Raw genomic sequence first — 26493 nt, forward strand, 5'->3', positions numbered from 1 at the left:
TTGATGGTTACGTTTTCCGCGAAAGATTTGCGATTTCGAGGACGACTGAGTCCGCTTCGATAACACTAGCATGTTTTACCAGATCGAAGGCGTAGCGACCAACGGCTTTGTCGATCTCCTGCTGGTAATCCCGGCCTTTGTGAAAAAAAGCGCGCACTTCAGGACGTTTGACCATCCAAGGCGACACGTAATCGAGAAGCAGCGGCAATTCCGCCAGGGCACGGGCGGAAATGGCGTCGCATTCCGGGATCGTTTTAGCGGCTTCTTCGATTCGCACAGGGTGGACGGACCCACGCGCGCCCGTTTCGGCAAGCGCTACCCGTAGGAAGGCAGCCTTCTTGTTGTTGCTTTCGACCAGATGTACCCATCCGCCATTCAGTTCCGTCAGTAGAATCGCCGTTATAACTCCTGGAAAGCCGCCGCCGCTTCCGAGATCCAACCATCGCTTCGGTTCCGGGAGAAGCTGAAAAATCTGCGCGCTGTCAGCGATGTGACGCGAATAGAGATCGGATACCGTAGACGGCGCGACCAGATTGATCGACTTGGCCCATTTCTGAAAAAGCGTCGCAAAGTGTTCAATTTTGTCGGACGTTTCACGTGAAACACGCAGCCCGTTCAATGCAACCGCGGGACTCGTATTCATTGCATAGATACCTTTACTTCACCTTTGAGTTCGCCCTTGCGTATGACGGCGAGCAATAGAGAAGCTGCCGATGGCGTCATTCCATCCACCTTCATCGCTTGGGCTAGGTTAGTCGGCCGCGCCTTCTGAAGCTTTTGCTGAAGCTCGATAGACAGCCCAGGGAGGGCAGAGAAATCGAAATCGTCGGGGATGGAACGGCTTTCTTCGCGTCGTACACCAACGATATCCGCAGACTGGCGATCCATATAGACAGCATATTTGGCATCGATTTCCAGCGCTTCGCCTAGCTTCTTGTCGATGCCCTTCAACTCGGGCCAGGCGCGCGACAGCGTCTCCAGCGTATGCTCGGCGTAGGCAAGCAGGTCATAGGCCGTTCGTCGTTGCCCGTCCTGATTAAGTTTCATCCCGTAAGAGGCGCCCTCATTGGGAGTTAGCGACAGACTTTTGAGCTGTTGCTTGGTCGTTGCGAATGCCTCGGACCAGGAATCAAATTTCATGGCACGCGCTGACGATACGCAGCCAAGAGCAACTGCCTGCGGCGTCAATCGCTGATCTGCATTGTCAGCGCGTAACGATAGCCGGTACTCAGCACGCGATGTAAACATGCGGTACGGTTCCGCAACACCCCGAGATGTCAGATCATCGATCATGACACCAATGTAAGAATCTGTCCGGCTGAACACGAACGGCGCCTGTCCTGCACAAAGGCGCGCTGCATTCAAACCCGCTACAAGGCCTTGGGCAGCCGCTTCTTCATAGCCCGTCGTGCCGTTGATCTGCCCGGCGAGAAAAAGGCCGGACGCTTTGCGCAGCTCTAGACCGTGCGTCAGTTCACGCGGATCGACGTGATCGTATTCGATCGCATAACCCGGCTGAAGAATAGTTACTCTCTCTAATCCGGGAATCGTGTGAATGAAAGCCGACTGCACGTCTTCCGGCAGAGAGGTCGATATACCGTTCGGATAGACCGTATCATCGTCCAGCCCCTCAGGCTCCAGGAATATCTGGTGCCCGTCGCGCTCTCCAAACTTCACAATCTTGTCTTCGATCGAGGGGCAATAGCGCGGTCCAACGCCTTCGATTTGTCCGGAATACATGGCGGACTTGCCGATATTGTCGGCGATGATCTTGTGCGTCGCCTCGGTGGTACGAGTGACGCCACAATCGACTTGCGGCGTTGTGATGGCGTCCGTCATGAACGAGAATGGTACAGGGTCTTCGTCGGCAGACTGACGGCCGATGCTCGTCCAATCGATTGTCTTACCATCCAGGCGCGCTGGCGTGCCAGTCTTTAGACGGCCGAGCTTTACCCCCAAACGCTCCAAACTACCGGACAGACCGAGCGACGGGTCTTCTCCAACCCGTCCCGCAGGTACCTTTCGATTGCCGATATGGATCAAACCGCGGAGAAATGTGCCCGTGGTCAGCACGGCACCGCGGCATGAAAAACTCCTGCCGTCTTTTAGGACGACAGCGCAAACAACACCACGCTTCATTTCGATATCGAAAGCATCGCCCTCGATGACGTCCAGATCGGCGTGATTGAAAATCTCTTCCTGCATCGCCATGCGGTACAGCTTGCGATCGGCTTGGGTACGAGGCCCGCGCACCGCGGGGCCTTTACGGCGATTGAGCAGTCGAAATTGAATGCCGGCACGATCGGCAACTCGGCCCATCAGACCGTCAAAAGCATCGACTTCGCGAACCAGGTGCCCTTTACCCAACCCACCAATTGCGGGGTTGCAAGACATAACGCCGATAGTCTCGCGCTTATGGGTCAACAACGCGGTTCTGGCACCAAGGCGGGCCGATGCATTCGCGGCTTCCACACCGGCATGACCGCCGCCGATGACGATGACATCATAATCAAACATTCGAAACCCTTTGAGCATGCATGGAATCGTTTCACGTGAAACGCTTCTCGAGACTCGCTCCCGTTGTATTCCATTATTTCCCGATGCAGAATTCCGAGAAGATCACCAATAGCAGATCTTCAACGTCCACTCTGCCGGTGATGCGACCCAGAGCTTCAGCTGCAATACGCAGATATTCCGCCTGTATGTCGAGACCAACACTGAAAGCCGCGAGACTGGATGAAATCGCTTTACCGGCTTCCCGCAAACAATCGACATGACGTCTACGCGATGGCAGAGAAAAACTAGACGCAGAAGTCAGTTTGGGAAGATGATCGGCAATGCGCTCAATCAAAGCGTCCATGCCTTCGCCGGTTCTGGCCGATATCAGGGCATCCACATTCGCCTTATCCCATAAATGGGGGTTGGAATCAATCTTTGTGCCGACAAGCACCATCGGCGATAACGAGGGCATCCTGCCCGCCAGCCCTTGGGGTTCATCCGCCAGAAACAGAACAAGGTCGGCATTTTCCAAGGCGAGCCGCGCGCGGCGGATACCCTCGCGTTCAACAAGGTCTTCGGTCTCGCGAAGCCCCGCCGTATCGTGAAGCTTGATGTTGAATCCGGCTAATGAAAGATCGACGGAAAGCACATCGCGGGTTGTCCCCGCAATCTCGGTGACGATTGCCACATCCCGCTTGGCCAGTGCATTCAACAGACTGGATTTGCCAGCGTTCGGGGCGCCAGCGATAACGACATTCAGTCCATCCCGGATGATTTCCGCGATGGGAGCACCATTGAGATGGTCGGAGATTTCCCGCTCAAGGCGCCGCATATCCGCCCATATCGTCTCCGCGACAGAGCCAGGGACATCGTCTTCATCGGCAAAATCAAGTTCGGCTTCAATCATCGCTCTCGCATGAGTTAAACGCCGCGCCCAACTTTCATAAAGACTTGAAAGGTGACCGCTCGAATGCTCTATCGCCAGCCGCCGCTGCATCTCAGTTTCCGCAGATATCAGATCGGCAAGGCCTTCGATTTCGACGAGATCAAGTTTCCCGTTCTGAAAAGCCCGCCGCGAAAACTCGCCCGCCTCTGCGTGCCGGCAACCGAGGCCGGCAAGTTCAGTTAGAATTGCATCGACAACGGCTTTCCCGCCATGAACCTGCAATTCGGCGACGTCTTCGCCGGTAAAGGAGTTCGGCGTCGGGAAGAACAATATCAGACCTTGATCGATAACATCTTCGTTTCGAGTCCGAATCGATTTCAGTGCCGCAATCCTAGGTGCGGGAACATCGCCACAGAGTGCCGAAACGACATCCCGTGTGCTGCTGCCACTGATCCTGACGACGGCGACACCTGAGGGCAGGCCGCCGGATGAAAGGGCATAAATCGTATCCGTCAATGCCATGAGCGAGTTTCCACAGAAGGAATCCGGCTACATAAATTACGTTTGCCGGAATGCTGTCTCACGAAAAGAAAAAGCCCGAACCAGGTCGGGCTTTTTCAAAATCCACCGGCAGCAGATCAAGTGTTCATCGAATCGAAGAAATCACCGTTCGTCTTCGTCTGCTTCAACTTGTCGATCAGGAACTCGATCGCATCCGTTGTGCCCATCGGGGCAAGGATACGGCGCAGGACGAAGATCTTCTGCAGATCCTGGCGTGGAACCAGCAGGTCTTCCTTACGGGTACCGGACTTGAGGATATCCATTGCCGGGAAGATGCGCTTGTCGGCAACCTTGCGGTCGAGAACGATTTCCGAATTGCCGGTGCCCTTGAACTCTTCGAAGATGACTTCGTCCATACGGCTGCCGGTATCGATCAGCGCCGTAGCGATGATGGTCAGCGAGCCGCCCTCTTCGATATTGCGCGCGGCACCGAAGAAGCGCTTCGGGCGTTGCAGCGCGTTGGCGTCGACACCGCCGGTCAGGACCTTGCCCGACGACGGAACAACGGTGTTGTAGGCGCGGCCGAGGCGGGTGATCGAGTCGAGCAGGATGACGACGTCGCGGCCATGCTCCACGAGGCGCTTGGCCTTTTCGATCACCATTTCCGCAACCTGCACGTGGCGGGTTGCCGGTTCATCGAAGGTGGAGGAAACGACTTCGCCCTTGACCGAGCGCTGCATGTCCGTGACTTCTTCCGGACGCTCGTCGATCAGCAGCACGATCAGATAGCATTCCGGGTGATTTGCGGTAATCGAATGGGCAATATTCTGCAGGAGAACCGTCTTACCGGTGCGCGGCGGCGCGACGATCAGGCCGCGCTGGCCCTTGCCGAGAGGCGCGATCAGGTCGATGACGCGGGCGGACAAATCCTTGGAGGTCGGGATTTCCAATTCCATCTTGAAGCGCTCGTTGGGATAGAGCGGCGTCAGATTGTCGAAATGGACCTTGTGTCGGATCTTTTCCGGGTCTTCGAAATTGATCGTGTTGACCTTCAGCAGCGCGAAGTAGCGTTCGCCTTCCTTGGGGCCGCGGATCGGGCCTTCGACCGTGTCGCCGGTCTTCAGCGAGAAGCGGCGGATCTGCGAGGGCGAGATGTAAATATCGTCGGGGCCGGGCAGGTAGTTGGCATTGGCCGAACGCAGGAAGCCGAAACCGTCCTGAAGAACTTCGACCACGCCTTCGCCGATGATTTCGACATCCTGGCTCGCCAGCATCTTCAGGATCGCGAACATCAGTTCCTGCTTGCGCATGACGCTGGCGTTTTCGACCTCCAGCGTTTCGGCAAAGGCGAGCAGATCGGTCGCGGTTTTATTTTTTAAGTCTTGTAGCTTCATTTCAGCCATGAAGGGGGAACCACACTTAGCAATTCGGAATGGAAGTCGGCGTGTTTTGGGATGAGGGAGCCGCGCGGAAAAGGGCAGGCTCGTCTCGGTCACACATGCCATGAGAAGATGAGATGGCGCGAAAATAGCGAGTCAGTTGCTGAGCCGCAAGAGGCGTTGCGGATTTAACCGTAATTTCGTCCGCGACCCAATCAGAAAGGTTTCACCACCGCCATGATGACGATTGCGATCATCAGCACGGTCGGTGCCTCGTTCATCAGCCGCCAGTAGCGGGCGCTGTGGGTGTTCTCATCGCGGGCGAAGCGACGTACCGCTCTGCTGAACATCACATGCACCCCAGTCAGAAGCACGACGAAGAGGAGTTTCGCGTGCAGCCATCCGCCCTGGAAGCCGTAGACGCTCCAGGCGAGATAAAGGCCAAGCCCCCAGGAAATCATCATTGCAGGGTTCATGATGACTTTCAGCAGTCGATCTTCCATCATCTTGAAGGTTTCCGACTGCTGCGAGCCAACCGCGGCATCGGTGTGGTAGATGAACAGCCGCGGCATGTAGAGAAGCGCCGCCATCCACGACATCACGGCGATGATGTGCAGGGCCTTGATCCAGAGATAGAGGCTTTCCGGCCGAGAGATGAAAAGACAGGCCAGCAACCCCACAAAAATGCCCATCGCGATGAAGGCGCGGGCGCGGGCGCGCTGGCCCGGCGCCCTGTCTGTCTGTCGCTCAGCCGTCACGCCGCATCTCCGGTCATGCGCACGCGGGCCAGAAGCCGGGTCACATGCTGGGGATCGGCCTGCGGCGTGATGCCGTGGCCGAGATTGAAGATCAGCGGTCCCTGGCCGAGGACATCGAGAATACGGTCGATCCCTTCATCGAGCGAAGCACCGCCGGCCACGACCCGCATCGGATCGAGATTGCCCTGAACCGGGCCGTCCTTCTGCAGCTCCGCCGCAAAGCTCAGCGGCACCGACCAGTCGAGACCGATCGCGTCGGCGCCGGTCTTTTGCCGGTAGGTTTTCAGGAGGATGCCGGCCCCCTTGGCGAAGGCGATGATGCGCGCCTCAGGACGGCGAGCTTTCACGCTGTCGATCATACGCTTGACCGGGCGAACGGCATAACGCTCGAATTCCTCCTCGCCGAGCACGCCAGCCCAGGAATCGAAAATCTGCACGGCATCGGCGCCGGCATCAATCTGTTCGACCAGATAGTCTGCCGAGACATCCGCCAAGAGATCGAGCAGCCGGCCGAAGGCTTCAGGGTATCGATAGGCGAAAAGACGGGCAGGGGCCTGATCCGGCGTGCCGTGGCCGGCAATCATATAGGTCGCCACTGTCCACGGCGCACCGCAAAAGCCGAGCAGCGTCGTTTCACCCGGCAAGGTTCCCCGCAGCTTCGAGACCGTTTCGATCACCGGCTTCAGGTGGGCCGACACGATCGAAGCATCAAGACCGGCGATGCCGTCCGCATCGATCGGGTCCATCCGCGGTCCATGACCTTCCTCGAAGCGAACATTGCGCTTCAGCGCATCGGGAATGACGAGGATATCGGAAAACAGAATGGCGGCATCGAAGCCATATCTGCGGATCGGCTGCAGCGTGACCTCGACGGCGAGATCGGGCGTGTAACAGAGATCGAGGAAACTCCTGGCCTGCTGTCGCGTCTGACGATATTCCGGGAGATAGCGGCCAGCCTGGCGCATCAACCAGACGGGGGGAGGAGAGAGCGTTTCTCCCTTCAAAACCCGCAGCACTTTGCGTTCCTGCACCGTCACGTCCACATACTCCAACTTAAAAGAAATCCTATTGAGAAGGTTTCTATTTCTTAGAGTCGGTGACTATCAAGGATTAAAATCCATCCACGCTTCTTCCACATCGGGCGAAAACCATCGCTCCGGTTGGGAGAAAAATCGTCTGTGTCGCCGGAAGTTTTTGGATATCGGAAAAAGCTTTTTCGATTCAGTCGATTGCGGTCCCGGCAAAGAAATCGTCTTCTGTGGATAGCCTGTGAATCAGCGTGACATTTTGCCCTAAGCATGAGTCTTCTCCACAAGGTCGCCGAGACGAAATCCGCCGGAGCGTCAATTGTGAATAACTCGCGGGTTTTCCCCTTGCCTTCGCCGCGGCCGCGCCTTTAGCTATTTCTGTCCCGCTTTATCAACAGCCCGCGGAGAATAGCGTGGAGAACCACAAAAACTATTTTCACCTGCATCTCATATCCGATTCGACCGGCGAGACGCTGATTGCCGCGGGCCGGGCTGCGGCCGCGCAGTTCCAGGCTTCTCACGCCCTCGAGCACGTCTATCCGCTGATCCGCACGCGAAAACAGCTGGCGCAGGTTCTGGATGCGATCGATGGTGCCCCCGGCATCGTGCTCTATACCATCGTCGACCGGGAGCTGTCGGATCTGATCGGAGAGCGCTGCAAGGAGATGGGGGTGCCCTGCGTCTCGGTGCTCGATCCGATCATCGATATATTCCAGACCTATCTGGGGGCGACCTCGCGCCGGCGCTCGGGCGCCCAGCATGTGATGAATGCGGAGTATTTCGCCCGCATCGAGGCGCTGAATTTCACCATGGACCATGACGACGGCCAGCTGGCGGCGGATTTCGACGAGGCCGATGTCGTGCTGGTCGGTATCAGCCGCACCTCGAAAACGCCGACGAGCATCTATCTTGCCAATCGCGGCATCAAAACGGCCAACATTCCGATCGTCCCGAACGTGCCCTTGCCGGAACGCCTGATGCAGGCGACCAAGCCGCTGATCGTCTGTCTCATCGCGACGGTCGATCGTATTTCCCAGGTCCGGCAAAACCGGGTGCTGGGTTCCACGCTCGACTTCCATGCGGAAGACTATACGGACCGGGCGACGATCGCGGAGGAACTGAAATATGCCCGCTCGCTCTCGGCCCGCAACAACTGGCCGATCATCGATGTCACCCGCCGCTCGATCGAGGAGACGGCGGCGGCCATCGTTGCCCTTCGCCCGCGCGTGCGGTAAATCCGCCATCATTCCTTTTAGGCCCTGACCAATGACCGCTTCTCTCGTTCTTGCTTCGGCAAGCCCCTTACGGCGCATGTTGCTTGAAAATGCCGGCATCGCCTTCAGCCATCGCGCGGCCGATATCGACGAGCGGGCGATCGACGCGCAGCTCGAAGCCGCGGGTGCATCACCGGAAGAGGTCGCTTTGGCGCTGGCTGCGGAAAAAGCCGCCGATGTGGCGCGGCATTTTCCCGATGCAGTGGTAATCGGTTCGGACCAGACGATGTCGCTCGGTAGCCGGGTTTATCACAAGCCGGCGAATATGGCGGAGGCTCACGCGCATTTGCGCTCGCTCTCCGGCGCGACCCATCAGCTGAACAGCGCCATCGTGCTTCACCGCGGCGGCCATGTTCTCTGGCGTCATATGTCGTCGGCGCGACTGACCGTTCGGCCCTTGACGGATGATTTCATCGCCTATCATCTCGCCCGTGTCGGCGAAAAAGCCTTGTCGAGTGTGGGTGCCTATCAGCTGGAGGGGGAGGGCATTCAGCTCTTCGAAAAGATCGAGGGGGATTATTTCACGATCCTCGGTCTGCCCATGCTGCCGCTGCTCGCAAAACTCAGGGAGCTTGCTGTCATCCATGGATGATTCACGTGAAACATTTGTTAACCACGCCTTTGTTGCCGGCTATCCGATCAAGCATTCGCGCTCGCCGCTCATTCATGGATATTGGCTGAAAAGCCTTGGTCTACAGGGAAGCTATCGAACCGCGGAGGTGACTCCGGATAAGTTTCCCGGCTTCATAGCGGATCTGAAGAGCGGCAGCTCCGGCTTCATTGGCGGCAATGTCACCATTCCTCACAAGGAGGCAGCCTTCGCGGTCGCCGACCGCCCCGATGAGATCGCCCGCGAAATCGGAGCGGCCAACACGCTCTGGCGGGAAGACGGGCTGGTGCATGCCACCAATACGGACGGCATCGGCTTCACCGCCAATCTCGACGCCTTCGCTCCTGGCTGGGACAGGATCGATACCGCCGTCATTCTCGGTGCCGGTGGCGCAAGCCGGGCGGTCATCCAGTCGGTGCGGGATCGCGGCGTGAAAACCATCCATGTGTTGAACCGCACCGTCTCCCGCGCCCAGGAACTGGCGGATCGCTTCGGCCCGGCCGTTCATGCCCAGTCGTTGGATGCGCTGGGTGAGGTTCTGTCCGGTGCCGGTCTGCTGATCAACACGACATCGCTCGGCATGGATGGTGGTGAGGTTCCCGAATTCGACTTCACTTTGATGCGGTCGGATGCCGTCGTTACCGACATCGTCTACGTACCGTTGAAGACGCCGATCCTCTCCCAGGCGGAGGCACAAGGGTTCCGCATCGTCGATGGCCTCGGCATGCTCTTGCATCAGGCGGCCCCCGGTTTCGAGAAATGGTTCGGGGTGCGCCCGACGGTCGATGCGGCGCTTCGCCAGTTGATCATCGATGACATGGCCGCCCACGCATGATCATGCTCGGCCTCACCGGATCGATCGGCATGGGAAAATCGACGACCGCGCAAATGTTCGTCGATCTCGGCATCCCCGTGAACGATGCGGATGCGGTCGTGCACGATCTCTATCAAGGGGAGGCCGTCGCGCCGATGGAAAACGCGTTTCCTGGCGTGATCTCGGACGGTCGGGTGGACCGGGCAAAACTCTCGAGCGTGCTTGCGGCAGATCCGTCCCGTTTCAAGGAGCTGGAAGCGATCATCCACCCGTTGGTGCGTCGGCGGGAAAAGCAATTTCTTGAGCGGCATCGGGCGCTCGAAACGCCGATCGTCGTTCTCGACATTCCGCTTCTCTATGAAACCGGCGGGGAGAGCAGGGTGGATGCCGTCGTCGTCGTGACGGCCGATCCCGATACCCAGCGCGAGCGCGTGCTGAAAAGACCGGGGATGACACCGGAAAAATTCGATCTCATCCTCTCCCGTCAGATGCCGGATGCGCAAAAACGTGCGAAGGCGGATTATATCATCGACACGGGGCAGGGATTTGATTCGGCCCGCGCACAGGTGGCTGCGCTGATCGATCGCCTCCTTAAGAAGGGATGAGCTGATGCGCGAAATCATTTTCGATACGGAAACGACAGGCCTCGACAACCGCCTCGACCGGGTGATCGAAATCGGCGGCGTCGAACTCGACAATCACTTTCCGACCGGCCGCACCTTCCACGTCTATATTAATCCCGGCGACCGGCAGGTTCACCCGGATGCTCTGGCCGTACACGGCATCACCGATGAGTTCCTGAAGGACAAGCCGGGCTTTGCCGAGATCGTCGAAGAGATGATCGACTTCTTCGGCGATGCCCGCTGGGTCGCGCACAATGCGACCTTCGACATGGGCTTCATCAATGCAGAGCTTGCGCGCCTCGGCAGGCCGCCGATCGCATCGGACATGGTGACCGATACGCTGGCGCTTGCCCGCCGCAAGCACCCGATGGGCCCGAACTCGCTCGACGCCCTTTGCCGTCGCTATGGCATCGACAACGCACACCGCACCAAGCACGGCGCGCTTCTCGACTCCGAACTGCTGGCGGAAGTCTATATCGAGATGACCGGAGGCCGGCAGGCCGCACTCGGTCTTTCGAGCAGCGAGACCCGAGGCACACAACAGGAAAACGACGATATCGTTATCGCGATCGGGCAGAGGCCCCGTCCGCTCGCCCCCCGCATCAGCGAAGAGGAACGGGCAGGCCATCAGGCGCTTGTCGCCAAGATGGGCGCGAAAGCCATCTGGGGCCGCTACGGCGAGCCGCAATAAAACATCCCGTCAAAAAAATGCCCGGCTCGCGAGAACCGGGCATTTTTCGTTGGGCGTTACTCTCAGATCAGTTCGGCGCGCCGGTGACCTGCGAGCGAACGCGCTCTTCGGCCATGCGCTGGGTGAACATCTGGGCAAAGTCGATCGGGTCGATCATCAGCGGCGGGAAACCGCCGTTGCGGGTGGCATCGGCAACGATCTGGCGGGCGAACGGGAACAAGAGGCGCGGGCACTCGATAAAGAGCAGCGGCAGCATGTGTTCCTGCGGGAAGCCGGTGACGCGGAAGACGCCGCCGTAGGAAAGCTCGACGTTGAACAGCGTCTTGTCGCCTTCCTTGGCTTCGGCGTTCAGCGTCAGCACGACGTCGAATTCGGCTTCCGAAAGCGGATTGGCATTGACGTTGACATTGATGTTGATCGACGGGGCCTTGTCGCGGGCCTGCAGCGAACGCGGCGCGGACGGGTTCTCGAAGGAGAGGTCCTTGATATATTGCGCCAGAACGTTCAGCGACGGGCTTTCCTGAGCGCCGTTCTGATTGGATGCGGTATCGGTCATGGGGCCTTTTCCTTCGGCTTGATTTGTCGAGGCCATCTAGCATTTCACCAAAGGCCTTACAACCCGCAGGCCCTGGGCATCACTGCAGGCGGTTCGGCCCGTTGGGCCTGCTCGGTCGGTCGGTGTCGTCGCGCGAAAATTCGTCGTCATCGAGATCGACGATCTTTGAACCGGAACGGGCTTTGGTTTGTTCCGGAGCGTAAGGATCGGAGCCGCGCGAAAACTGGAAGCTAGAAGCCGAGCTTATCACAGTCATGCGGCTGCGGATCAGCTTCCAGGCGAAATCGCGCACTGGCGGAATGAAAAGCAGCAGGCCAATGAGATCGGAGAGGAAGCCCGGCAGGATCAGGAGAATGCCGGCAATGACGATCATCACGCCATGGACAAGTTCGCGGCCGGGATCGCCGCCCTTGGCCGTTGCCTGCTGCAGCCGGCGCAGCGTGCCGAGCCCCTGCACGCGCAACAACACGATGCCGGCGAACATGCTGGCGAGGACCAGCATCAGGGTCGTGCCGACGCCGACCTCGCGGCCGACCAGAACGAAGGTGGCGATCTCGGCCAGCGGCAGCAGGAGAAAAAGCAAGGCGATCAGAATACCCATGGAACCCGTCAATCGATCATGGAAATGCCGCTGTTTCGGCATCCCGGCAAAAGGAAATGATATAGTCGTTTGAATGATGATGCCATGCAGACTATATGGGGTAACCTCAAGGCAAATTAACAGCGGTCTGGGTGGAATGGGCTCTTTCGACTTCGTCACATTGTTTTTTCTCGTTGCGGCGGTGATCATCTTCATCCAGCTGCGCAGCGTGCTCGGCCGCCGCACGGGCAGCGAGCGCCCGCCGGTTGATCCCTATTCGAAGCGGGAAACCGCAGAAGCCCCCGATACCGGCGGCAAGGTCGTGCAGTTGCCGCGCCGCGACGGCGGCCCGGAAAACGGCGGACGCTACGCCGCCATCGACGCCTTCACCCCGGCGGGCACGCCGCTGAACGACGGGCTTCGCAGGATTTCCGATGCCGATCCGTCCTTCGATCCAAAGGAATTCGTCAACGGCGCCAAGATGGCTTACGAGATGATCGTCATGGCTTTTGCCGATGGCGACCGCAAGACGCTGAAGGGGCTGCTCTCCCGCGAGGTCTATGACGGCTTCGAGGCTGCGATCGCCGAGCGCGAAGCCAAGGGCGAGACGCTGAAATCCACCTTCGTCGGCATCGAGAAGGCCGAGATCGTCCATGCCGAAGTCAAGGACAGCGAAGCCAACCTCACCCTGCGCATCATCAGCCAGCTGATCTCGGCCACCCACGACAAGGCCGGCGCGGTCATCGACGGCGATGCGGAGGCGGTCTCCGAGGTCAACGACCTCTGGACCTTTGCCCGCGATACCCGCTCGCGCGATCCGAACTGGAAGCTGATCGCAACCGAATCCGAAAATTGATCGGAAGCGCCGATGGATTTCAGCCTGCAAAGGATCGGCTTTTCCAATTTGCCCGGTTGGTCTGATGACGATCCGGGCGCGTTGATCGAAGCGCTGGCGCGCTGTCATCGGCAAGTCGTTTCCGTCAAGCCGCACAAGACGGGATCGCTCGGCATCGCCTCGAGCGATCTTTTGCCTGCGTATAAGGCCGCAAGTGGCGCGGGTGAGATGACTGCCGAACAGGCGAGGGCTTTCTTCGAAACCCATTTCATTCCCTTCGCCATCAAGCTCGATAGCGGCGGACAAGGGCTGGTGACGGCCTTCTACGAACCGGAAGTCGAGGTCCGTGCCGCACCGGATGCGGAATACCGCTTTCCCTTCTACCGGCGTCCCGAAGACCTCGTCGATATCGACGACGACAATCGCCCTGATGGAATGGACCCGTATTTCGCCTTCGGCCGGCTGCGGGACGGTCTCGTCGACGAATACCCGGATCGACCCGCCATCGAGCAGGGTTATCTCGCTGGCAAGGGTCTGGAGATCGCCTATGCCCGATCGATCGTCGATGTCTTCTTCGCCCATGTTCAGGGCGCGGCACGGCTGGTCTTCCCCGACGGCAAAGTGACGCGCATCACCTATGCGGCCAAAACCGGACATTATTTTTCGGCGATCGGAAAGCTCCTGATCGAACGCGGCAAGATCGACCCGAAGACCGTCTCGATGCAGAGCATCCGCCAGTGGCTTGCCGATCACCCGGATGGGGTAAACGAGGTGCTTTGGCACAATCGCTCCTTCATCTTCTTCCGCGAGGCTGATGTCGCCGATCCCGAACTGGGGCCGATCGCGGCGGCGAAGGTGGCGCTGGAGCCCGGCCGTTCGCTGGCCGTGGATCGCGCCATACACACCTTCGGCGTTCCCTTCTTCATCAGCAGCGAGACGCTGACCCATATCGATGCCGGCAAACCCTTCCGCAAGCTGATGCTGGCGCTTGATACCGGTTCGGCGATCGTCGGCCCGGCGCGAGGCGATATCTTCACCGGCTCGGGCGACGAGGCGGGCCGGCTTGCCGGCTCCGTCCGCAACGGCGCGGATTTCTTCATCTTCATTCCCACGGCCGCAGCAGCGCGTTACGGCCATGGCTAGGGATCGCAAGCTCTCCAGCGAAGACAGAATCCTCTGGGGCAAGGTGGCGCGCACGACGCGGCCGCTGCCCGGACGCATGGAAGAGCTTGCGCAGTTCGAAGTCCCACCCGAGGAAAAGCCGCCCACACCATCGGAACCGGTGAAGGTGAAAGAGGGAAAGTCTCTCTTGGAAGCTTTTGGCGTAGCACCCGAACCGCCAAAACCGGCTTCGCATCGCCATCATCCGCTTGAAAAGCCAGTCAAGCGCAAGCTGTCGCGCGGTCACCTTCAGCTTGAAGCGCGGATCGATCTGCACGGCATGATCCAGAGCGAGGCCCATGGCTTCCTGTTGCATTTCCTGATGCGCGCCCATGAGCGGGGCCTGCGCCATGTGCTCGTCATCACCGGCAAGGGCACCTCGCTCGGCAGCGAAGGCGCGCTGAAGCGGGCCGTGCCGATGTGGTTTTCTTTGCCGGAATTCCGCTTTCTGATTTCTTCCTATGAGCCGGCGGCCCGTACCCACGGTGGAGACGGTGCGCTTTACGTGCGCCTGTCGCGTCCCAAAGGGTCAGTGCCGTGACCCCCTTCGGCGAGGCGATGCACCGGCTGCGCCAGCGCAAGGGTGTGACCCAGAAGCAGATGGCGGCGGCGATCGGCGTTTCGGCGGCCTATCTTTCAGCTCTCGAGCACGGAAGGCGCGGCGCCCCGAGCTTCGATTTCCAGCAGCGGGTCGCCGGATATTTCAATATCATCTGGGACGAGGCGGAAGAATTCTTCGGTATCGCCGCCCTTTCGGACCCCAAGGTGGTGGTCGATACGACAGGCCTTCCGGCCGGCCACACGGCCTTTGCCAACCGGCTTGCGGCGCGAATTCGCCGCCTTCCCGACGAAACCATCGCTGCGCTGGAAGAAGTTTTGGAAAAAGGACGGTTTCCTGATAAGGAACGGGAATGATCCCCTGTTTTCTGCAGGTTTTACCGCCTCGGGATTTGGAAGCACCGATAGTTTCCCTATATTCGCAACAGCCGTGGATTGGGTGATTCGCCCGCAATCGCCGTCAGGCCCGTTCGTGGCCTGAAACCTGGAAAGACTAGATGACCGATACTCCTGAAACCGCTGCCGGTTCCAACGCCGAATACGGCGCCGATTCCATCAAGGTGCTCAAGGGCCTCGACGCCGTTCGCAAGCGTCCCGGCATGTATATCGGTGATACCGACGACGGCTCCGGCCTGCATCACATGGTCTATGAGGTCGTCGACAATGCCATCGACGAGGCGCTGGCCGGTCACGCCGATATCGTCACCGTTACGTTGAATGCCGATGGCTCCGTCACCGTCACCGACAACGGCCGCGGCATCCCGACCGATATTCATAAGGAAGAGGGCGTTTCGGCAGCCGAGGTCATCATGACCCAGCTGCACGCCGGCGGTAAGTTCGACCAGAATTCCTACAAGGTGTCCGGCGGCCTGCACGGCGTCGGCGTCTCGGTCGTCAATGCGCTGTCGGTTTCGCTGAAGCTGAAGATCCGCCGCGCCGGCAAGATCCACGAGATGAGCTTTACCCACGGCGTCGCCGATGCTCCCCTGGCCGCGACCGGGGATGCCGGCGACCTGACGGGTACGGAAGTCACTTTCCTGCCGAGCACCGAGACCTTCACCAAGACGGATTTCGATTACGGAACGCTGGAGCATCGCCTGCGCGAACTCGCCTTCCTCAATTCCGGCGTCCGCATCGTCCTGACCGATCGCCGCCATTCCGATATCAGGCAGGACGAGATGATGTATGATGGCGGCCTTGAAGCCTTCGTCGCCTATCTCGATCGCGCCAAGAAGCCGCTGGTCGCCAAGCCCGTCGCCATTCGTGGCGAGAAGGACGGCATCACCGTCGAAGTGGCGATGTGGTGGAACGACAGCTACCACGAAAACGTGCTCTGCTTCACCAACAACATTCCCCAGCGCGATGGCGGCACCCATATGGCCGGCTTCCGCGGCGCGCTGACCCGCCAGGTCACCTCCTACGCGGATAGCTCCGGCATCACCAAGCGCGAGAAGGTCACGCTGCAGGGCGAAGATTGCCGCGAAGGCCTGACGGCGGTTCTATCGGTCAAGGTTCCCGATCCGAAGTTCTCATCACAGACGAAGGATAAGCTGGTTTCGTCCGAAGTCCGTCCGGTCGTCGAAAGCCTCGTCAACGAAGCGCTCAGCACCTGGTTCGAGGAACATCCGACCGAAGCGAAGATCCTCGTCGGCAAGGTGGTCGAGGCGGCCGCTGCCCGCGAAGCTGCCCGCAAGGCCCGCGAACTGACCCGCCGCAAGGGTGCGCTCGATATCTCGTCGCTGCCCGGAAAGCTGGCCGATTGCTCCGAGCGCGATCCGGCGAAATCCGAGCTTTTCCTCGTCGAGGGCGACTCGGCAGGCGGTTCGGCCAAGCAGGGCCGTTCCCGCGAAAATCAGGCGATCCTGCCGCTGCGCGGCAAGATCCTCAATGTCGAGCGCGCACGCTTCGACAAGATGCTTTCCAGCCAGGAAATCGGCACACTGATCACTGCGCTGGGCACCTCGATCGGCAAGGACGAGTTCAACCCGGAAAAGCTGCGCTACCACAAGATCATCATCATGACCGATGCTGATGTGGATGGCGCCCATATTCGCACGCTGCTGCTCACCTTCTTCTTCCGGCAGATGCCGGAACTGATCGAGCGCGGCCATCTCTACATCGCCCAGCCGCCGCTCTATAAGGTCGCACGCGGCAAGTCGGCGCAGTATCTGAAGAACGAGAAGGCGCTGGAAGATTACCTGATCTCCACCGGCCTTGAAGATGCGCGTCTGGTGCTGGGCTCGGGTGAAGTCCGCGCCGGCCAGGACCTGCGCGAAGTCATCAGCGACGCCCTTCGCCTGCGTTCGCTGATCGATGGCCTGCATTCCCGCTACAGCCGTTCCGTCGTCGAGCAGGCGGCAATCGCCGGCGCGCTCAACCCGGAACTGGTCCACAATGCCGAGCGGGCGCAGGCGACGGCCGAACAGGTCGCCAAGCGGCTGGACCTGATTGCCGAGGAAACCGAACGCGGCTGGAGCCCGGTCGTGACCGGCGAAGGCGGGCTGAAATTCGAGCGCATGGTACGCGGCGTCAAGGAAGTCGCTTCTCTCGACATGGCGTTGATCGGCTCGCAGGATGCCCGTCTGATCGACCAGATGGCTTCACGCCTCGGCGAAATCTATGCCGTTCCGCCGGCACTGGAGCGCAAGGACGGTTCGCTCGAAATCAGCGGCCCGCGCGCCCTGCTCGAAGCGATCTTCGCCAGCGGCCGCAAGGGCCTGTCGATGCAGCGCTACAAGGGCCTTGGCGAAATGAATGCCGAGCAGCTCTGGGAAACGACGCTCGATCCGAACGTGCGCTCGCTGCTGCAGGTGAGGGTGAACGATGCGACCGATGCCGACGGCCTGTTCTCACGCCTCATGGGCGACGAGGTCGAACCGCGCCGCGATTTCATCCAGGAGAATGCGTTGAACGTCGCCAACCTCGATATTTGAGCCGAGAGCGGTAGAAACAAAAATGGCGCCGAACGGGCGCCATTTTTTTGACTTCGCTTTTTTGGGTGGCGGAAGCAGCCCGCCCACCCCCCGTCGTAATCCTCGGGCTCGACCGAGGATCTTCCAGCCCCTCGCCGAACGGAGAGCCTGATGGATGCTCGGCCCAAGGCCGAGCATGACGGAGGAGAGTGTTCAGGCGTTGTTACTCGGCGATGAATTTGCCGTTGAAGGCAATCTCGCCAAGCGGACGGCGCGGGCTCGGCGTTTCGCGGGCCTGAAGGTAATCCGGCAGCTGCGCCTTGTCGCCGAGACGTCCGATGGCAACTGCGGCCTCGATACGATAACCTTCCGGAATGCCCAGCACCTCGGCAGCCTTGTCGAAATGAATGCCGGTCATGCCATGGGCCTGGAATCCGGAAATCGAAGCCTGCGCTGCAATCGCGCCCCAGGCAGCACCGGTATCGAAGCTGTGGCTGTAGGAGGGCTTTTCTTCCGTCGTGCCCGGAGCGGCGAAATGCGTCTTCGAGACGATCAGCACCAGCGCCGAGGCATTGGCGGCCCAGCTCTGGTTGAAGTCGTTCAGCAGCGGGAAAAGCGTGTTCCATTCTTCGGTGCCGCGCAGCGCATAGACGAAACGCCAGGGCTGCGAGTTGAAGGCCGAAGGCGCCCAGCGGCCGGCTTCGAGGATCGTCAGCAGCTCCTGTTCGGAAATGACGTCGCCGTTATAGGCGCGCGGCGACCAACGGTTGAGGAAGACCGGCGAAATCGGATAGTCGGCCTGGCGATGATTGCTGGCAGTCATGATACGGTTCCTGTCGTGGGCATGGGGCGGTGCCGGAGCCATGCGGATTTTTCGGGTCAGGGCTTTTTGCCCTGTGTATAGTCGGCGAGGCGATCCGGCGGGGAGTTTGGGAGCCTCTCCGGCCCGGTCGGTCTGTTCCAAACGATATAGTCATTGCCAACGGCGCTGAAAGTCGCGGTTTGGAGGATGGACTGTTTCCAATTTGCGACCAATGGCTGCTGGCACGGCCCCTCGCCGCGAATGATTGGCCGAGGGAGATTGTCTTTCCGTAAAAAACTTGTATAAGTTCTGTAGATTTTAATTGGAGGACTGCCCCGATGAATTTTTCCCTCAAAGACCCCTCGCTTTTCCGCCAGGCAGCCCTCATCGGCGAAAACTGGATCGAGGCGGACCCGAAGACCGCGATTGTGGTGACCAACCCGGCGACCGGCGAAACCATCGGCCATGTACCGAAGCTGGGTGCTGCTGAAACCAAGACGGCGATCGAAGCCGCCCGCATCGCCCAGAAGGGCTGGGCCGCCCGCACCGCCAAGGAGCGCGCCGGCATCCTGCGCAAGTGGTTCGAGCTGATGATCGACAACAAGGACGATCTCGGTCGCATCCTGACGCTGGAGCAGGGCAAGCCGCTGGCGGAAGCAACCGGCGAAATCGTCTATGGCGCCAGCTTCATCGAGTGGTTTGCCGAGGAAGGACGCCGTATCTATGGCGACTTGATCCCCGGCCACCAGCCGGACAAGCGTATCATGGTGATGAAGCAGCCGATCGGCGTCGTCGCCGCGATCACGCCCTGGAATTTCCCCAATGCCATGATCACCCGCAAGGCCGGCCCGGCCTTTGCCGCCGGCTGCGCCATGGTGTTGAAGCCGGCTGCGCAGACCCCGTTCTCGGCGATCGCGATTGCGGTTCTCGCCGAACGCGCCGGCCTGCCAAAGGGCCTGTTCAGCGTCGTCACCGGCTCCGCCCGCGAGATCGGCGCTGAGATGACCTCCAACCCGACCGTGCGCAAGCTGACCTTCACCGGCTCGACCGAAGTCGGCGCCGAGCTTTACAAGCAGAGCGCGCCGACCATCAAGAAGCTTGGCCTTGAACTCGGTGGCAATGCGCCCTTCATCGTCTTCGACGATGCCGATCTCGATGCAGCCGTCGATGGCGCGCTGATCGCCAAGTTCCGCAACAATGGCCAGACCTGCGTCTGCGCCAACCGCATCTATGTGCAGGATGGCGTTTATGAAGCCTTTGCCGAAAAACTGGCCAAGGCCGTCGGCAAGCTGAAGACCGGCAACGGCTTCGACGAGGGCGTGATCCTCGGGCCGCTGATCGACGAGCCGGCTCTGAAAAAGGTCGCCGAACACGTGGCCGACGCCGTCAAGAAGGGCGCTCGCGTCCTTCAGGGCGGCAAGCCGCACGCGCTGGGCGGCACCTTCTACGAGGCGACCATTCTGGCCGATGTCAACAAAGACATGGCCGTCGCCCGCGAAGAAACTTTCGGCCCGGTCGCACCGCTCTTCCGCTTCAAGGATGAGAACGACGTCATCGAGCAGGCCAACGACACCGAGTTCGGCCTCGCCTCCTATTTCTACGCCAAGGATCTCGCCCGCGTCTTCCGCGTCGCCGAAGCGCTGGAATATGGCATGGTCGGCGTCAACACCGGCCTGATCTCCACCGCTGAAGCCCCCTTCGGCGGCGTCAAGCTCTCCGGCCTCGGCCGCGAAGGCTCCCGCTATGGCATCGAGGAGTTCACCGAAATCAAGTATGTCTGCCTCGGCGGAATTGCCTGAGACGGCCTTAAAGCTGCGCTTTAGGTCTTGTTTTTTCGCATGTCGTTGCCGCAAAACCGCTGCACACTTTTGCACGACATGCTTTGTTTGTTATGACGGAGCCGGCCGGATCATTCCGGCCGGCTTTTTGTTGAGGAGAATGCCATGCCCGCGCCTGTCAATCCGTTCAAGACCGCCCTGCGCGAGGGTCGTTTCCAGCTCGGGCTCTGGGTGGCGCTGGCAAGCCCCTATGCCGCCGAAGTGGTTTCGGGAAGCGGCTATGACTGGCTGCTGATCGATGGCGAACATGGGCCGAACGATATTCCGCTCATCGCCGCCCAGCTTCAGGCGATCCTGCGCTCCGGAAGCCATCCGATGGTCCGGTTGCCCTGCAGCGAAGCCTGGATGATCAAGCAGGTGCTTGATATCGGCGCCCAGACGCTGCTCATCCCGATGGTGGAGAGCGTCGAGCAGGCCAAGGCGCTGGTGCGCGCCGTGCGCTATCCCCCGCACGGCATCCGCGGCGTCGGTGCGGCCCTCGGCCGTGCCTCGAATTTCAGCCGGATCGGCGACTATCTTGAAACGGCAAACGACGAAATCTGCTTGATCGTGCAGATCGAAAGCCGCGCCGGCCTTGCCGCGCTTGACGATATCGCAGCGCTGGAAGGCGTCGATGGCCTTTTCATCGGCCCGTCCGATCTTGCCGCCGACATGGGCTATCTCGGCCAGCCCGGCCATCCCGCCGTCACTGAGGCCATCACCGATGCGTTTCAGCGCATTGCAAAGGCCGGCAAGGGACGCGGTATCATGACGCTCGATCTCGGCCAGGCCTATCTCTACCGCTCGCTCGGCGCGGATTTCATGGCGATCGGTACGGATGTCACGTTGCTGGTCTCGGCGACGGAAAAGCTGCGATCGGATTTCCTCAATGGTGAATCCGGCAATGCAAAGCCTGTCTCTGGCTACTGATCGTCAGGGGATCGATTGCAGCAGCGTCTCGCGGGCGGAGCGCAGGTGCCGCCGGCAGGCGGCTTCGACCTTTTCCGCATCGCGGGAGCGAAGTGCGGCGATATAATCCAGATGCTCTTCCAGCGCGCGCGCATTGCGCTGGCGCGCATTCGTCTTGTTCCATTGGTAGTGATAGTGGAAGACGATGGCGATGATATCGTAGAAATCGACGATGAAGCGATTGGCCGACGATCTGTGCACAAGCAGATGAAAGCGCTCGTCGAGTTCTGAAAACTCCGCATAGCGATTGTCGATATCCGCCAGAAGCTCGTGGTGGATCGCCTCGACACGCTGCAGATCGGCCCAGGCCGGATGCTCCGGCGGTAATGTGACGAAGCTTGCGGCCGAGCGTAACTCGAACATTTCGCGCACCTCCGTCAGCTCCAGTGCAAATTCGCGGGTAAAGCCTTTCAACACCCAATGACTGTTCGGCCGTTTCTCGATCAGGCCGAAGCGGCTGAAGCGGATCAGAAATTCCCGCACGCTGGTCGTGCCGATGCCGATGTCGCGGGCGATTTCCAGCTCGTTGATCTGCATACCGGCCTCGGCGCCGCCGGCCAGAATCCGGCGCATGAAACTGCGTTCAATAATCGTCGAGAGCGAATTGGTCTCGTCTTCGGGAAAATAATCCTCCGCCTTCGGCTGCCGCAACACCGTCTTGGCGCGCTTGTTCCAGCGGATGAGCCCGAGTTCCTCCATCCGCGCGAGAATGGCGCGAACTGTGGTTCGGCTTACCCCCAGTACGTTTCCGAGTTCCGGCTCGGACGGCAGCGATGCGGTATCCGCCAACTGCAACAGGCAGCGGTTGAAAGCGTCCTTGAAGACGGTGTTTTGCCTGGCCATGAGATACCGATCGTTTAAGACGAGCTTGGGTGAAGATAATACCCATTGACGAATAACTGTCTATTGTCGATAAAAGACAATAATAACGGACAAAGTCCAGGGAACAGCTGTAGGGGGAAAACGAGGTGAGTTCACCTTCGTTCATCGTTCTTTCGCCGGAAGACAACGTCGCGGTGGCAGCGCTTGCGCTCGACAAGGGTGAGGCGCTGGCCGGCGGTGTTCATGCTGCGGCGCGGATCGATGCCGGTCACAAGGTCGCTATCCGCGCCATCCATGCCGGTGAACCGGTGGTCAAATATGGGCAGGCGATCGGCCGCGCGACCGTGGATATCCAGCCCGGCGATCACGTGCATTCCCACAATCTCGCCTTCGATCAGGATCGGCTTTCGGTCAGCGCCGCCGTGCCGCCGGAAGCGGCAAGCGCCGCCGACAGGGCGCGAACTTTTCTCGGTTACCGGCGGGCGGATGGCCGGGCAGCGACGCGCAACTATATCGGCATTATCGCCAGCGTGAACTGTTCCACCACCGTCTGCCGGGCGATTGCCGATGCCGCAAACCAGAGAATTCTGCCGCGCTATGAGGGTATCGACGGCTTCGTGCCGATCGTGCACGATCAGGGCTGCGGCATGAGTTCCACCGGCGACGGTATGAAGAACCTGCACCGCACGCTCGCCGGCTACACCCGCCATGTGAATTTCGGTGGCGTGCTGATGGTCGGGCTCGGCTGCGAGGTCAACCAACTCACGCTCTATGGTCAGGCCGGCGCTGGCGCGGAAAAGCGGCATTTCAACATCCAGGATGCCGGCGGCTCCCGCCGTGCCGTCGAAAGGGCACTTGGCATTCTCGAAGAGATCGCGGCCGAAGTCGGGACAGTGAGGCGCGTGCCGATCCCCGTCAGCGAAATCATCGTCGGCCTGCAATGTGGCGGCTCTGACGGGCTCTCGGGCATCACTGCCAATCCGGCGCTTGGGGTTGCCGTCGATATCCTCGCCGGCGTCGGCGGCACGGCGATCCTGTCGGAAACCTCGGAGATTTACGGGGCCGAGCATCTGCTGCGCAGCCGCGCGGTCAACGACGATGTGGCGAAGAAGCTCGATGGCCTGATCACCTGGTGGGAAGGTTACGCCGAGATGCACGGTGCCTCCCTCGACAACAATCCTTCGCCGGGCAACAAACGCGGTGGCCTGACGACCATTCTCGAAAAATCGCTCGGCGCCGTCGCCAAGGGCGGCCGTTCGCCGCTGACGGCGGTCTACCACTACGCCGAACGGGTGAACGAGCACGGTCTCGTCTTCATGGATACGCCGGGTTACGATCCGGTGTCCGCAACGGGGCAGGTCGCCGGTGGCGCGAATGTGATTGCCTTTACCACCGGCCGCGGCAGTTGTTTCGGCTCGCGCCCGGTGCCGTCGATCAAGCTGACGAGCAACACGACACTCTATCGGGCGATGGAAGAGGACATGGATATCGACTGCGGCACGATCGCGACCGGCGATGCGACGATCGCTGGCATGGGCCGGGCGATCTATGACCTGATCATCGAGACCGCCTCCGGCGCAAAGACCAAGAGTGAGCTATTCGGCTATGGCGACAATGAATTCGTGCCATGGCACCTCGGCGCAACGCTGTAGCGGGAGGGAAAACATGAAGACGAGGCAGATCGGCAAAACCGCGCTTCACGTGACCGAATACAGCTTCGGCACGGCGGCCCTCGGCGGCCTTTACCGGGCCTGCCCGCGCGAAACGGCAATGGACACCCTTCAAGCCGCCTGGGATGCCGGCCTGCGTTACTTCGATACCGCGCCCTATTACGGCCTTGGCCTCGCCGAGCGGCGCACCGGCGATTTCCTGCGCGACAAGCCGCGCGACAGTTATGTGCTGTCCACCAAGGTCGGCCGTCTGCTGCATCCGGTGCCGGACAATGCGGTGCCAGACTATTCCTATGTCGATCCGCTGCCCTTCGATGTCACCTATGACTACAGCTATGATGCGATCATGCGCTCCGTCGAGTTCAGCTATGCCCGCCTCGGGCTGAACCGTATCGACATTCTCTATGTCCATGATATCGGCGCCTACACACACGGCGCGGCCCGCAATGCGGTGCTGCTCGGCCAATTGCTCGATTCCGGCCTGAAGGCACTGGAGGAGTTGAAATCGAGTGGCATCATCTCGGCTTACGGACTGGGCGTCAACGAAGTTCCCGTTTGTATCGATGTCATGCACCGGGCCGATATCGACTGCATCCTGCTTGCCGGCCGCTATACCCTGCTCGACCGATCCGCCGTTGCGGAACTCTTGCCGCTCTGCGAGCAGAAAAACACGTCCGTCGTTGTCGGCGGCGTCTTCAATTCGGGCATTCTGGCAACAGGGCCGGTTGCCGGCTCACATTTCGATTACATGCCCGCGACTCCGGATATTCTGGAAAAGGTCGCGGCCATGGAAGCGATCGCAGAAACGCAAGGCCTGCCGCTTGCGGCGGCCGCAATCCAGTTTGCCCTCGATCATCCGGCGGTGGCCTCGGTGCTGCTCGGCACGGCAAAACCGGCAAGCCTCGTCCGTAATATGGAACTGACCAGGGCCAAGATCGGCACCGCCGATCTGGCCGCCTATGAAGCCCATACCCTCGTCGCGCCGGAACTGGGACAGGAAGCCGTCCGTGCCTGAAGAAAGGAAGAAACAGCAATGCTAAAGGGCATCCACCCCTTGCTCGGACCGGACCTGCTGCATGCGATCCGCTCCATGGGCCATGGCGACGAAATCGTCATCGGCGACGCCAATTTTCCGGCGAGCACCATGGGGCCGAAGGTCGTGCGCGCCGATGGCGTCGATGCGCTGTCGATCACCGAGGCTGTGCTTGCCCATATGCCGCTCGATACTTTGGTCGACGAGGCCGCTTGGCGGATGGAAGTGGTGGGTGATCCGGCGGCTGAGCCCGAGGTTTGCATAGAATTCCAGAAGATCGTCCATCGGCTGGCCGGCGATTTCCGGGTGGTGCCGGTGGAGCGGTTCGCCTTTTACGAACGCGCCCGCAAGGCTGCCTATATCGTCGCAACCACTGAATTCCGGCTCTACGGCAACATCATCCTGAAGAAGGGGGTAGTGCGCCCGGAGGAACTCTACAGACCCTGAAAGAGAGGTATTGGATTAAAAATTCCGAATACTAGGGAAGTGGAATGAGAGAACCATTTTTCGATTGCTTTTCGGATTGGCTCCTATAGCCTCGATTTTAGGGCCGATCGAAAGGGAGGAGAATTTCGATCGCCGGCTCCTGCGATGATCCCGCAAAAATCGGGCGTCGCGCGGCCGCTCTGATGTCCCGCTGATAAATCGGATCTTTTGCGCCTGACGATCCGATCGAAGGACAGATTACCGAGGCGCTTTGGAGGAGAACAAGAATGACCATCATGAAGCATATTCTGTCCCGTCGTGCCTTCACCAGCCTGGCCGGCGCCGCCGTCCTCGCCACGATGATGCCTGCCGCATCTTTCGCGCAGGAGGTCACCATCCCGATCATCGTCAAGGATACGACATCCTTCTACTGGCAGATCGTTCTGGCCGGCGCCCGTGCGGCCGGCAAGGATCTCGGCGTCAAGGTTCCGGAACTGGGCGCCCAGGCGGAATCCGACGTCAACGGCCAGGTCGGCATTCTGGAAAATGCGGTTGCCGGCAAGCCGGCCGCCGTCGTCATCGCGCCGACGGAGTTCAAGGCGCTCGGCCAGCCGATCGATGAAGCCGCCAAGGCGGTGCCGGTGATCGGTATCGATTCCGGCGCCGATTCCAAGGCCTTCAGCTCGTTCCTGACCACCGACAACGTCCAGGGCGGCCGCATCGCTGCCGATGGCCTCGTTGCTGCGATCAAGGAAGCGACCGGCAAGGAAGAGGGCGAAGTCGCGATCATCACCAACCTGCCCGGTGCCGGCTCGCTCGAGCAGCGCCGCGAAGGCTTCCTCGATCAGATCAAGACCAAGTATCCGGGCATCAAGGTCATCGCCGATAAATATGCGGACGGTCAGGCAACGACCGGCCTCAATATCATGACCGATCTGATCACCGCCAATCCGAACCTCGTCGGCGTCTTCGCCTCGAACCTGATCATGGCCCAGGGCGTCGGACAGGCGATTTCGGAAAACAAGCTCGGCGACAAGATCAAGGTCATTGGCTTCGACAGCGACGACAAGACGGTCGCGTTCCTGAAGGAAGGGGCGCTCGCCGGCCTTGTGGTGCAGGACCCCTATCGCATGGGTTATGACGGCGTGAAGACCGCGCTTGCCGTTTCCAAGGGCGAGAAGGTCGAGGCCAATGTCGATACCGGCGCCAACCTCGTCACCAAGGCGAACATGGCCGATCCGAAGATCGACGCGCTGCTCAACCCGAAGATCTAAGAACAGAAGCCGCGC

26 protein-coding genes are annotated in these 26493 nt (G+C 60.2%); 16 read left to right on the plus strand and 10 right to left on the minus strand.

Annotated features, from left to right (window positions below; genetic code table 11):
- Positions 1–7: 7 nt before the first annotated feature.
- The 6 genes from rsmG to hemE all read right to left on the minus strand — a co-directional run bounded on the left by rsmG (position 8) and on the right by hemE (position 7060).
- A complete protein-coding gene (gene rsmG / locus ASC86_RS17815) occupies positions 8–643 on the minus strand; it encodes a 16S rRNA (guanine(527)-N(7))-methyltransferase RsmG (protein WP_056324076.1) in 636 nt (211 codons plus the stop codon).
- A complete protein-coding gene (mnmG, locus tag ASC86_RS17820) occupies positions 640–2517 on the minus strand; it encodes a tRNA uridine-5-carboxymethylaminomethyl(34) synthesis enzyme MnmG (RefSeq protein ID WP_056324340.1) in 1878 nt (625 codons plus the stop codon). The genes rsmG and mnmG overlap by 4 nt, the downstream gene beginning before the upstream one ends.
- Before the next feature lie 73 nt (positions 2518–2590).
- Entirely contained in the window at positions 2591–3907 is a 1317-nt protein-coding gene (gene mnmE, locus ASC86_RS17825; protein WP_056324079.1) for a tRNA uridine-5-carboxymethylaminomethyl(34) synthesis GTPase MnmE, read from the minus strand.
- 116 nt (positions 3908–4023) lie between these two features.
- The gene (gene rho / locus ASC86_RS17830; protein ID WP_156387102.1) at positions 4024–5289 is read right to left on the minus strand and encodes a transcription termination factor Rho; all 1266 of its coding nucleotides are present in this window, start codon (positions 5287–5289) and stop codon (positions 4024–4026) included.
- A 191-nt stretch (positions 5290–5480) separates the two neighbouring features.
- The gene (hemJ, locus tag ASC86_RS17835; RefSeq protein WP_056324081.1) at positions 5481–6023 is read right to left on the minus strand and encodes a protoporphyrinogen oxidase HemJ; all 543 of its coding nucleotides are present in this window, start codon (positions 6021–6023) and stop codon (positions 5481–5483) included.
- Positions 6020–7060 (minus strand): uroporphyrinogen decarboxylase, encoded by a 1041-nt coding sequence (gene hemE / locus ASC86_RS17840; RefSeq protein ID WP_056324345.1) that lies wholly within the window; start codon positions 7058–7060, stop codon positions 6020–6022. Before hemE ends, hemJ begins: the two co-directional genes overlap by 4 nt.
- Positions 7061–7464: 404 nt before the next feature.
- On the opposite strand from hemE, the gene ASC86_RS17845 reads away from it, so the two are divergent.
- From ASC86_RS17845 to dnaQ, 5 genes are read left to right on the plus strand one after another with little or no spacing between them, the layout of a single operon-like run.
- Entirely contained in the window at positions 7465–8286 is an 822-nt protein-coding gene (locus ASC86_RS17845) for a pyruvate, water dikinase regulatory protein (protein WP_056324082.1), read from the plus strand.
- Between the two features lie 31 nt (positions 8287–8317).
- A complete protein-coding gene (locus ASC86_RS17850; protein WP_056324085.1) occupies positions 8318–8917 on the plus strand; it encodes a Maf-like protein in 600 nt (199 codons plus the stop codon).
- Positions 8910–9770, plus strand: coding sequence for a shikimate dehydrogenase (locus tag ASC86_RS17855; RefSeq protein WP_056324087.1), 861 nt, complete (start codon positions 8910–8912; stop codon positions 9768–9770). The genes ASC86_RS17850 and ASC86_RS17855 overlap by 8 nt, the downstream gene beginning before the upstream one ends.
- Entirely contained in the window at positions 9767–10354 is a 588-nt protein-coding gene (coaE, locus tag ASC86_RS17860; protein ID WP_056324089.1) for a dephospho-CoA kinase, read from the plus strand. Before ASC86_RS17855 ends, coaE begins: the two co-directional genes overlap by 4 nt.
- Positions 10355–10358: 4 nt before the next feature.
- Positions 10359–11063 carry a DNA polymerase III subunit epsilon gene (gene dnaQ / locus ASC86_RS17865; RefSeq protein WP_056324092.1) on the plus strand — a complete coding sequence of 235 codons (705 nt, stop codon included), beginning with the start codon at positions 10359–10361 and terminating at the stop codon, positions 11061–11063.
- A gap of 67 nt (positions 11064–11130) precedes the next feature.
- Here dnaQ and secB read toward each other — a convergent pair whose 3' ends face one another.
- On the minus strand, positions 11131–11619 hold the full coding sequence (gene secB / locus ASC86_RS17870) for a protein-export chaperone SecB (RefSeq protein ID WP_056324094.1): 489 nt from the start codon (positions 11617–11619) through the stop codon (positions 11131–11133).
- A 79-nt stretch (positions 11620–11698) separates the two neighbouring features.
- A complete protein-coding gene (locus ASC86_RS17875) occupies positions 11699–12220 on the minus strand; it encodes an FxsA family protein (protein WP_056324097.1) in 522 nt (173 codons plus the stop codon).
- Positions 12221–12356: 136 nt separating this feature from the next.
- Between ASC86_RS17875 and ASC86_RS17880 the strand changes: the two genes are divergently transcribed.
- The 5 genes from ASC86_RS17880 to gyrB all read left to right on the plus strand — a co-directional run bounded on the left by ASC86_RS17880 (position 12357) and on the right by gyrB (position 17686).
- Positions 12357–13055 carry a Tim44/TimA family putative adaptor protein gene (locus tag ASC86_RS17880; RefSeq protein ID WP_056324099.1) on the plus strand — a complete coding sequence of 233 codons (699 nt, stop codon included), beginning with the start codon at positions 12357–12359 and terminating at the stop codon, positions 13053–13055.
- Between the two features lie 12 nt (positions 13056–13067).
- On the plus strand, positions 13068–14177 hold the full coding sequence (locus ASC86_RS17885) for a murein transglycosylase A (protein WP_056324101.1): 1110 nt from the start codon (positions 13068–13070) through the stop codon (positions 14175–14177).
- Positions 14170–14736 (plus strand): Smr/MutS family protein, encoded by a 567-nt coding sequence (locus ASC86_RS17890; protein WP_056324103.1) that lies wholly within the window; start codon positions 14170–14172, stop codon positions 14734–14736. Before ASC86_RS17885 ends, ASC86_RS17890 begins: the two co-directional genes overlap by 8 nt.
- Complete coding sequence (locus ASC86_RS17895) at positions 14733–15110, plus strand: helix-turn-helix transcriptional regulator (RefSeq protein ID WP_056324105.1); 378 nt, start codon at positions 14733–14735, stop codon at positions 15108–15110. Before ASC86_RS17890 ends, ASC86_RS17895 begins: the two co-directional genes overlap by 4 nt.
- Positions 15111–15250: 140 nt before the next feature.
- Positions 15251–17686, plus strand: coding sequence for a DNA topoisomerase (ATP-hydrolyzing) subunit B (gyrB, locus tag ASC86_RS17900; RefSeq protein ID WP_056324108.1), 2436 nt, complete (start codon positions 15251–15253; stop codon positions 17684–17686).
- 202 nt (positions 17687–17888) lie between these two features.
- On the opposite strand, the gene ASC86_RS17905 is transcribed toward gyrB, so the two are convergent.
- Positions 17889–18488 carry a nitroreductase family protein gene (locus ASC86_RS17905; protein WP_056324349.1) on the minus strand — a complete coding sequence of 200 codons (600 nt, stop codon included), beginning with the start codon at positions 18486–18488 and terminating at the stop codon, positions 17889–17891.
- Positions 18489–18805: 317 nt separating this feature from the next.
- Between ASC86_RS17905 and gabD the strand changes: the two genes are divergently transcribed.
- Together gabD and ASC86_RS17915 are read left to right on the plus strand one after the other, a co-directional pair.
- On the plus strand, positions 18806–20266 hold the full coding sequence (gene gabD / locus ASC86_RS17910; protein WP_056324110.1) for an NADP-dependent succinate-semialdehyde dehydrogenase: 1461 nt from the start codon (positions 18806–18808) through the stop codon (positions 20264–20266).
- A 144-nt stretch (positions 20267–20410) separates the two neighbouring features.
- A complete protein-coding gene (locus ASC86_RS17915; RefSeq protein WP_056324113.1) occupies positions 20411–21214 on the plus strand; it encodes an HpcH/HpaI aldolase/citrate lyase family protein in 804 nt (267 codons plus the stop codon).
- A 3-nt stretch (positions 21215–21217) separates the two neighbouring features.
- Here ASC86_RS17915 and ASC86_RS17920 read toward each other — a convergent pair whose 3' ends face one another.
- Positions 21218–22096, minus strand: coding sequence for a GntR family transcriptional regulator (locus tag ASC86_RS17920; RefSeq protein ID WP_056324116.1), 879 nt, complete (start codon positions 22094–22096; stop codon positions 21218–21220).
- 125 nt (positions 22097–22221) lie between these two features.
- Between ASC86_RS17920 and ASC86_RS17925 the strand changes: the two genes are divergently transcribed.
- The 4 genes from ASC86_RS17925 to ASC86_RS17940 all read left to right on the plus strand — a co-directional run bounded on the left by ASC86_RS17925 (position 22222) and on the right by ASC86_RS17940 (position 26478).
- Positions 22222–23727 (plus strand): altronate dehydratase family protein, encoded by a 1506-nt coding sequence (locus tag ASC86_RS17925; protein ID WP_056324119.1) that lies wholly within the window; start codon positions 22222–22224, stop codon positions 23725–23727.
- Between the two features lie 13 nt (positions 23728–23740).
- Positions 23741–24760, plus strand: coding sequence for an aldo/keto reductase (locus tag ASC86_RS17930; protein WP_056324122.1), 1020 nt, complete (start codon positions 23741–23743; stop codon positions 24758–24760).
- Positions 24761–24778: 18 nt separating this feature from the next.
- A complete protein-coding gene (locus ASC86_RS17935) occupies positions 24779–25225 on the plus strand; it encodes an RbsD/FucU domain-containing protein (protein WP_056324125.1) in 447 nt (148 codons plus the stop codon).
- A gap of 266 nt (positions 25226–25491) precedes the next feature.
- Complete coding sequence (locus tag ASC86_RS17940; RefSeq protein WP_056324128.1) at positions 25492–26478, plus strand: ABC transporter substrate-binding protein; 987 nt, start codon at positions 25492–25494, stop codon at positions 26476–26478.
- Positions 26479–26493: the final 15 nt, after the last annotated feature.

The organism is Rhizobium sp. Root1212, from assembly GCF_001424985.1.
Taxonomy (GTDB): Bacteria; Pseudomonadota; Alphaproteobacteria; order Rhizobiales; family Rhizobiaceae; genus Pararhizobium.

Bases quoted from the DNA above. Each gene is read 5' to 3' on its own strand.
- rsmG (WP_056324076.1), bottom strand. From the start codon at position 643: ATGAATACGAGTCCCGCGGTTGCATTGAACGGGCTGCGTGTTTCACGT.
- mnmG (WP_056324340.1), bottom strand. From the start codon at position 2,517: ATGTTTGATTATGATGTCATCGTCATCGGCGGCGGTCATGCCGGTGTG.
- mnmE (WP_056324079.1), bottom strand. From the start codon at position 3,907: ATGGCATTGACGGATACGATTTATGCCCTTTCATCCGGCGGCCTGCCC.
- rho (WP_156387102.1), bottom strand. From the start codon at position 5,289: ATGGCTGAAATGAAGCTACAAGACTTAAAAAATAAAACCGCGACCGAT.
- ASC86_RS17850 (WP_056324085.1), top strand. From the start codon at position 8,318: ATGACCGCTTCTCTCGTTCTTGCTTCGGCAAGCCCCTTACGGCGCATG.
- ASC86_RS17855 (WP_056324087.1), top strand. From the start codon at position 8,910: ATGGATGATTCACGTGAAACATTTGTTAACCACGCCTTTGTTGCCGGC.
- coaE (WP_056324089.1), top strand. From the start codon at position 9,767: ATGATCATGCTCGGCCTCACCGGATCGATCGGCATGGGAAAATCGACG.
- dnaQ (WP_056324092.1), top strand. From the start codon at position 10,359: ATGCGCGAAATCATTTTCGATACGGAAACGACAGGCCTCGACAACCGC.
- secB (WP_056324094.1), bottom strand. From the start codon at position 11,619: ATGACCGATACCGCATCCAATCAGAACGGCGCTCAGGAAAGCCCGTCG.
- ASC86_RS17875 (WP_056324097.1), bottom strand. From the start codon at position 12,220: ATGGGTATTCTGATCGCCTTGCTTTTTCTCCTGCTGCCGCTGGCCGAG.
- ASC86_RS17880 (WP_056324099.1), top strand. From the start codon at position 12,357: ATGGGCTCTTTCGACTTCGTCACATTGTTTTTTCTCGTTGCGGCGGTG.
- ASC86_RS17885 (WP_056324101.1), top strand. From the start codon at position 13,068: ATGGATTTCAGCCTGCAAAGGATCGGCTTTTCCAATTTGCCCGGTTGG.
- ASC86_RS17890 (WP_056324103.1), top strand. From the start codon at position 14,170: ATGGCTAGGGATCGCAAGCTCTCCAGCGAAGACAGAATCCTCTGGGGC.
- gyrB (WP_056324108.1), top strand. From the start codon at position 15,251: ATGACCGATACTCCTGAAACCGCTGCCGGTTCCAACGCCGAATACGGC.
- ASC86_RS17905 (WP_056324349.1), bottom strand. From the start codon at position 18,488: ATGACTGCCAGCAATCATCGCCAGGCCGACTATCCGATTTCGCCGGTC.
- gabD (WP_056324110.1), top strand. From the start codon at position 18,806: ATGAATTTTTCCCTCAAAGACCCCTCGCTTTTCCGCCAGGCAGCCCTC.
- ASC86_RS17915 (WP_056324113.1), top strand. From the start codon at position 20,411: ATGCCCGCGCCTGTCAATCCGTTCAAGACCGCCCTGCGCGAGGGTCGT.
- ASC86_RS17920 (WP_056324116.1), bottom strand. From the start codon at position 22,096: ATGGCCAGGCAAAACACCGTCTTCAAGGACGCTTTCAACCGCTGCCTG.
- ASC86_RS17930 (WP_056324122.1), top strand. From the start codon at position 23,741: ATGAAGACGAGGCAGATCGGCAAAACCGCGCTTCACGTGACCGAATAC.
- ASC86_RS17935 (WP_056324125.1), top strand. From the start codon at position 24,779: ATGCTAAAGGGCATCCACCCCTTGCTCGGACCGGACCTGCTGCATGCG.
- ASC86_RS17940 (WP_056324128.1), top strand. From the start codon at position 25,492: ATGACCATCATGAAGCATATTCTGTCCCGTCGTGCCTTCACCAGCCTG.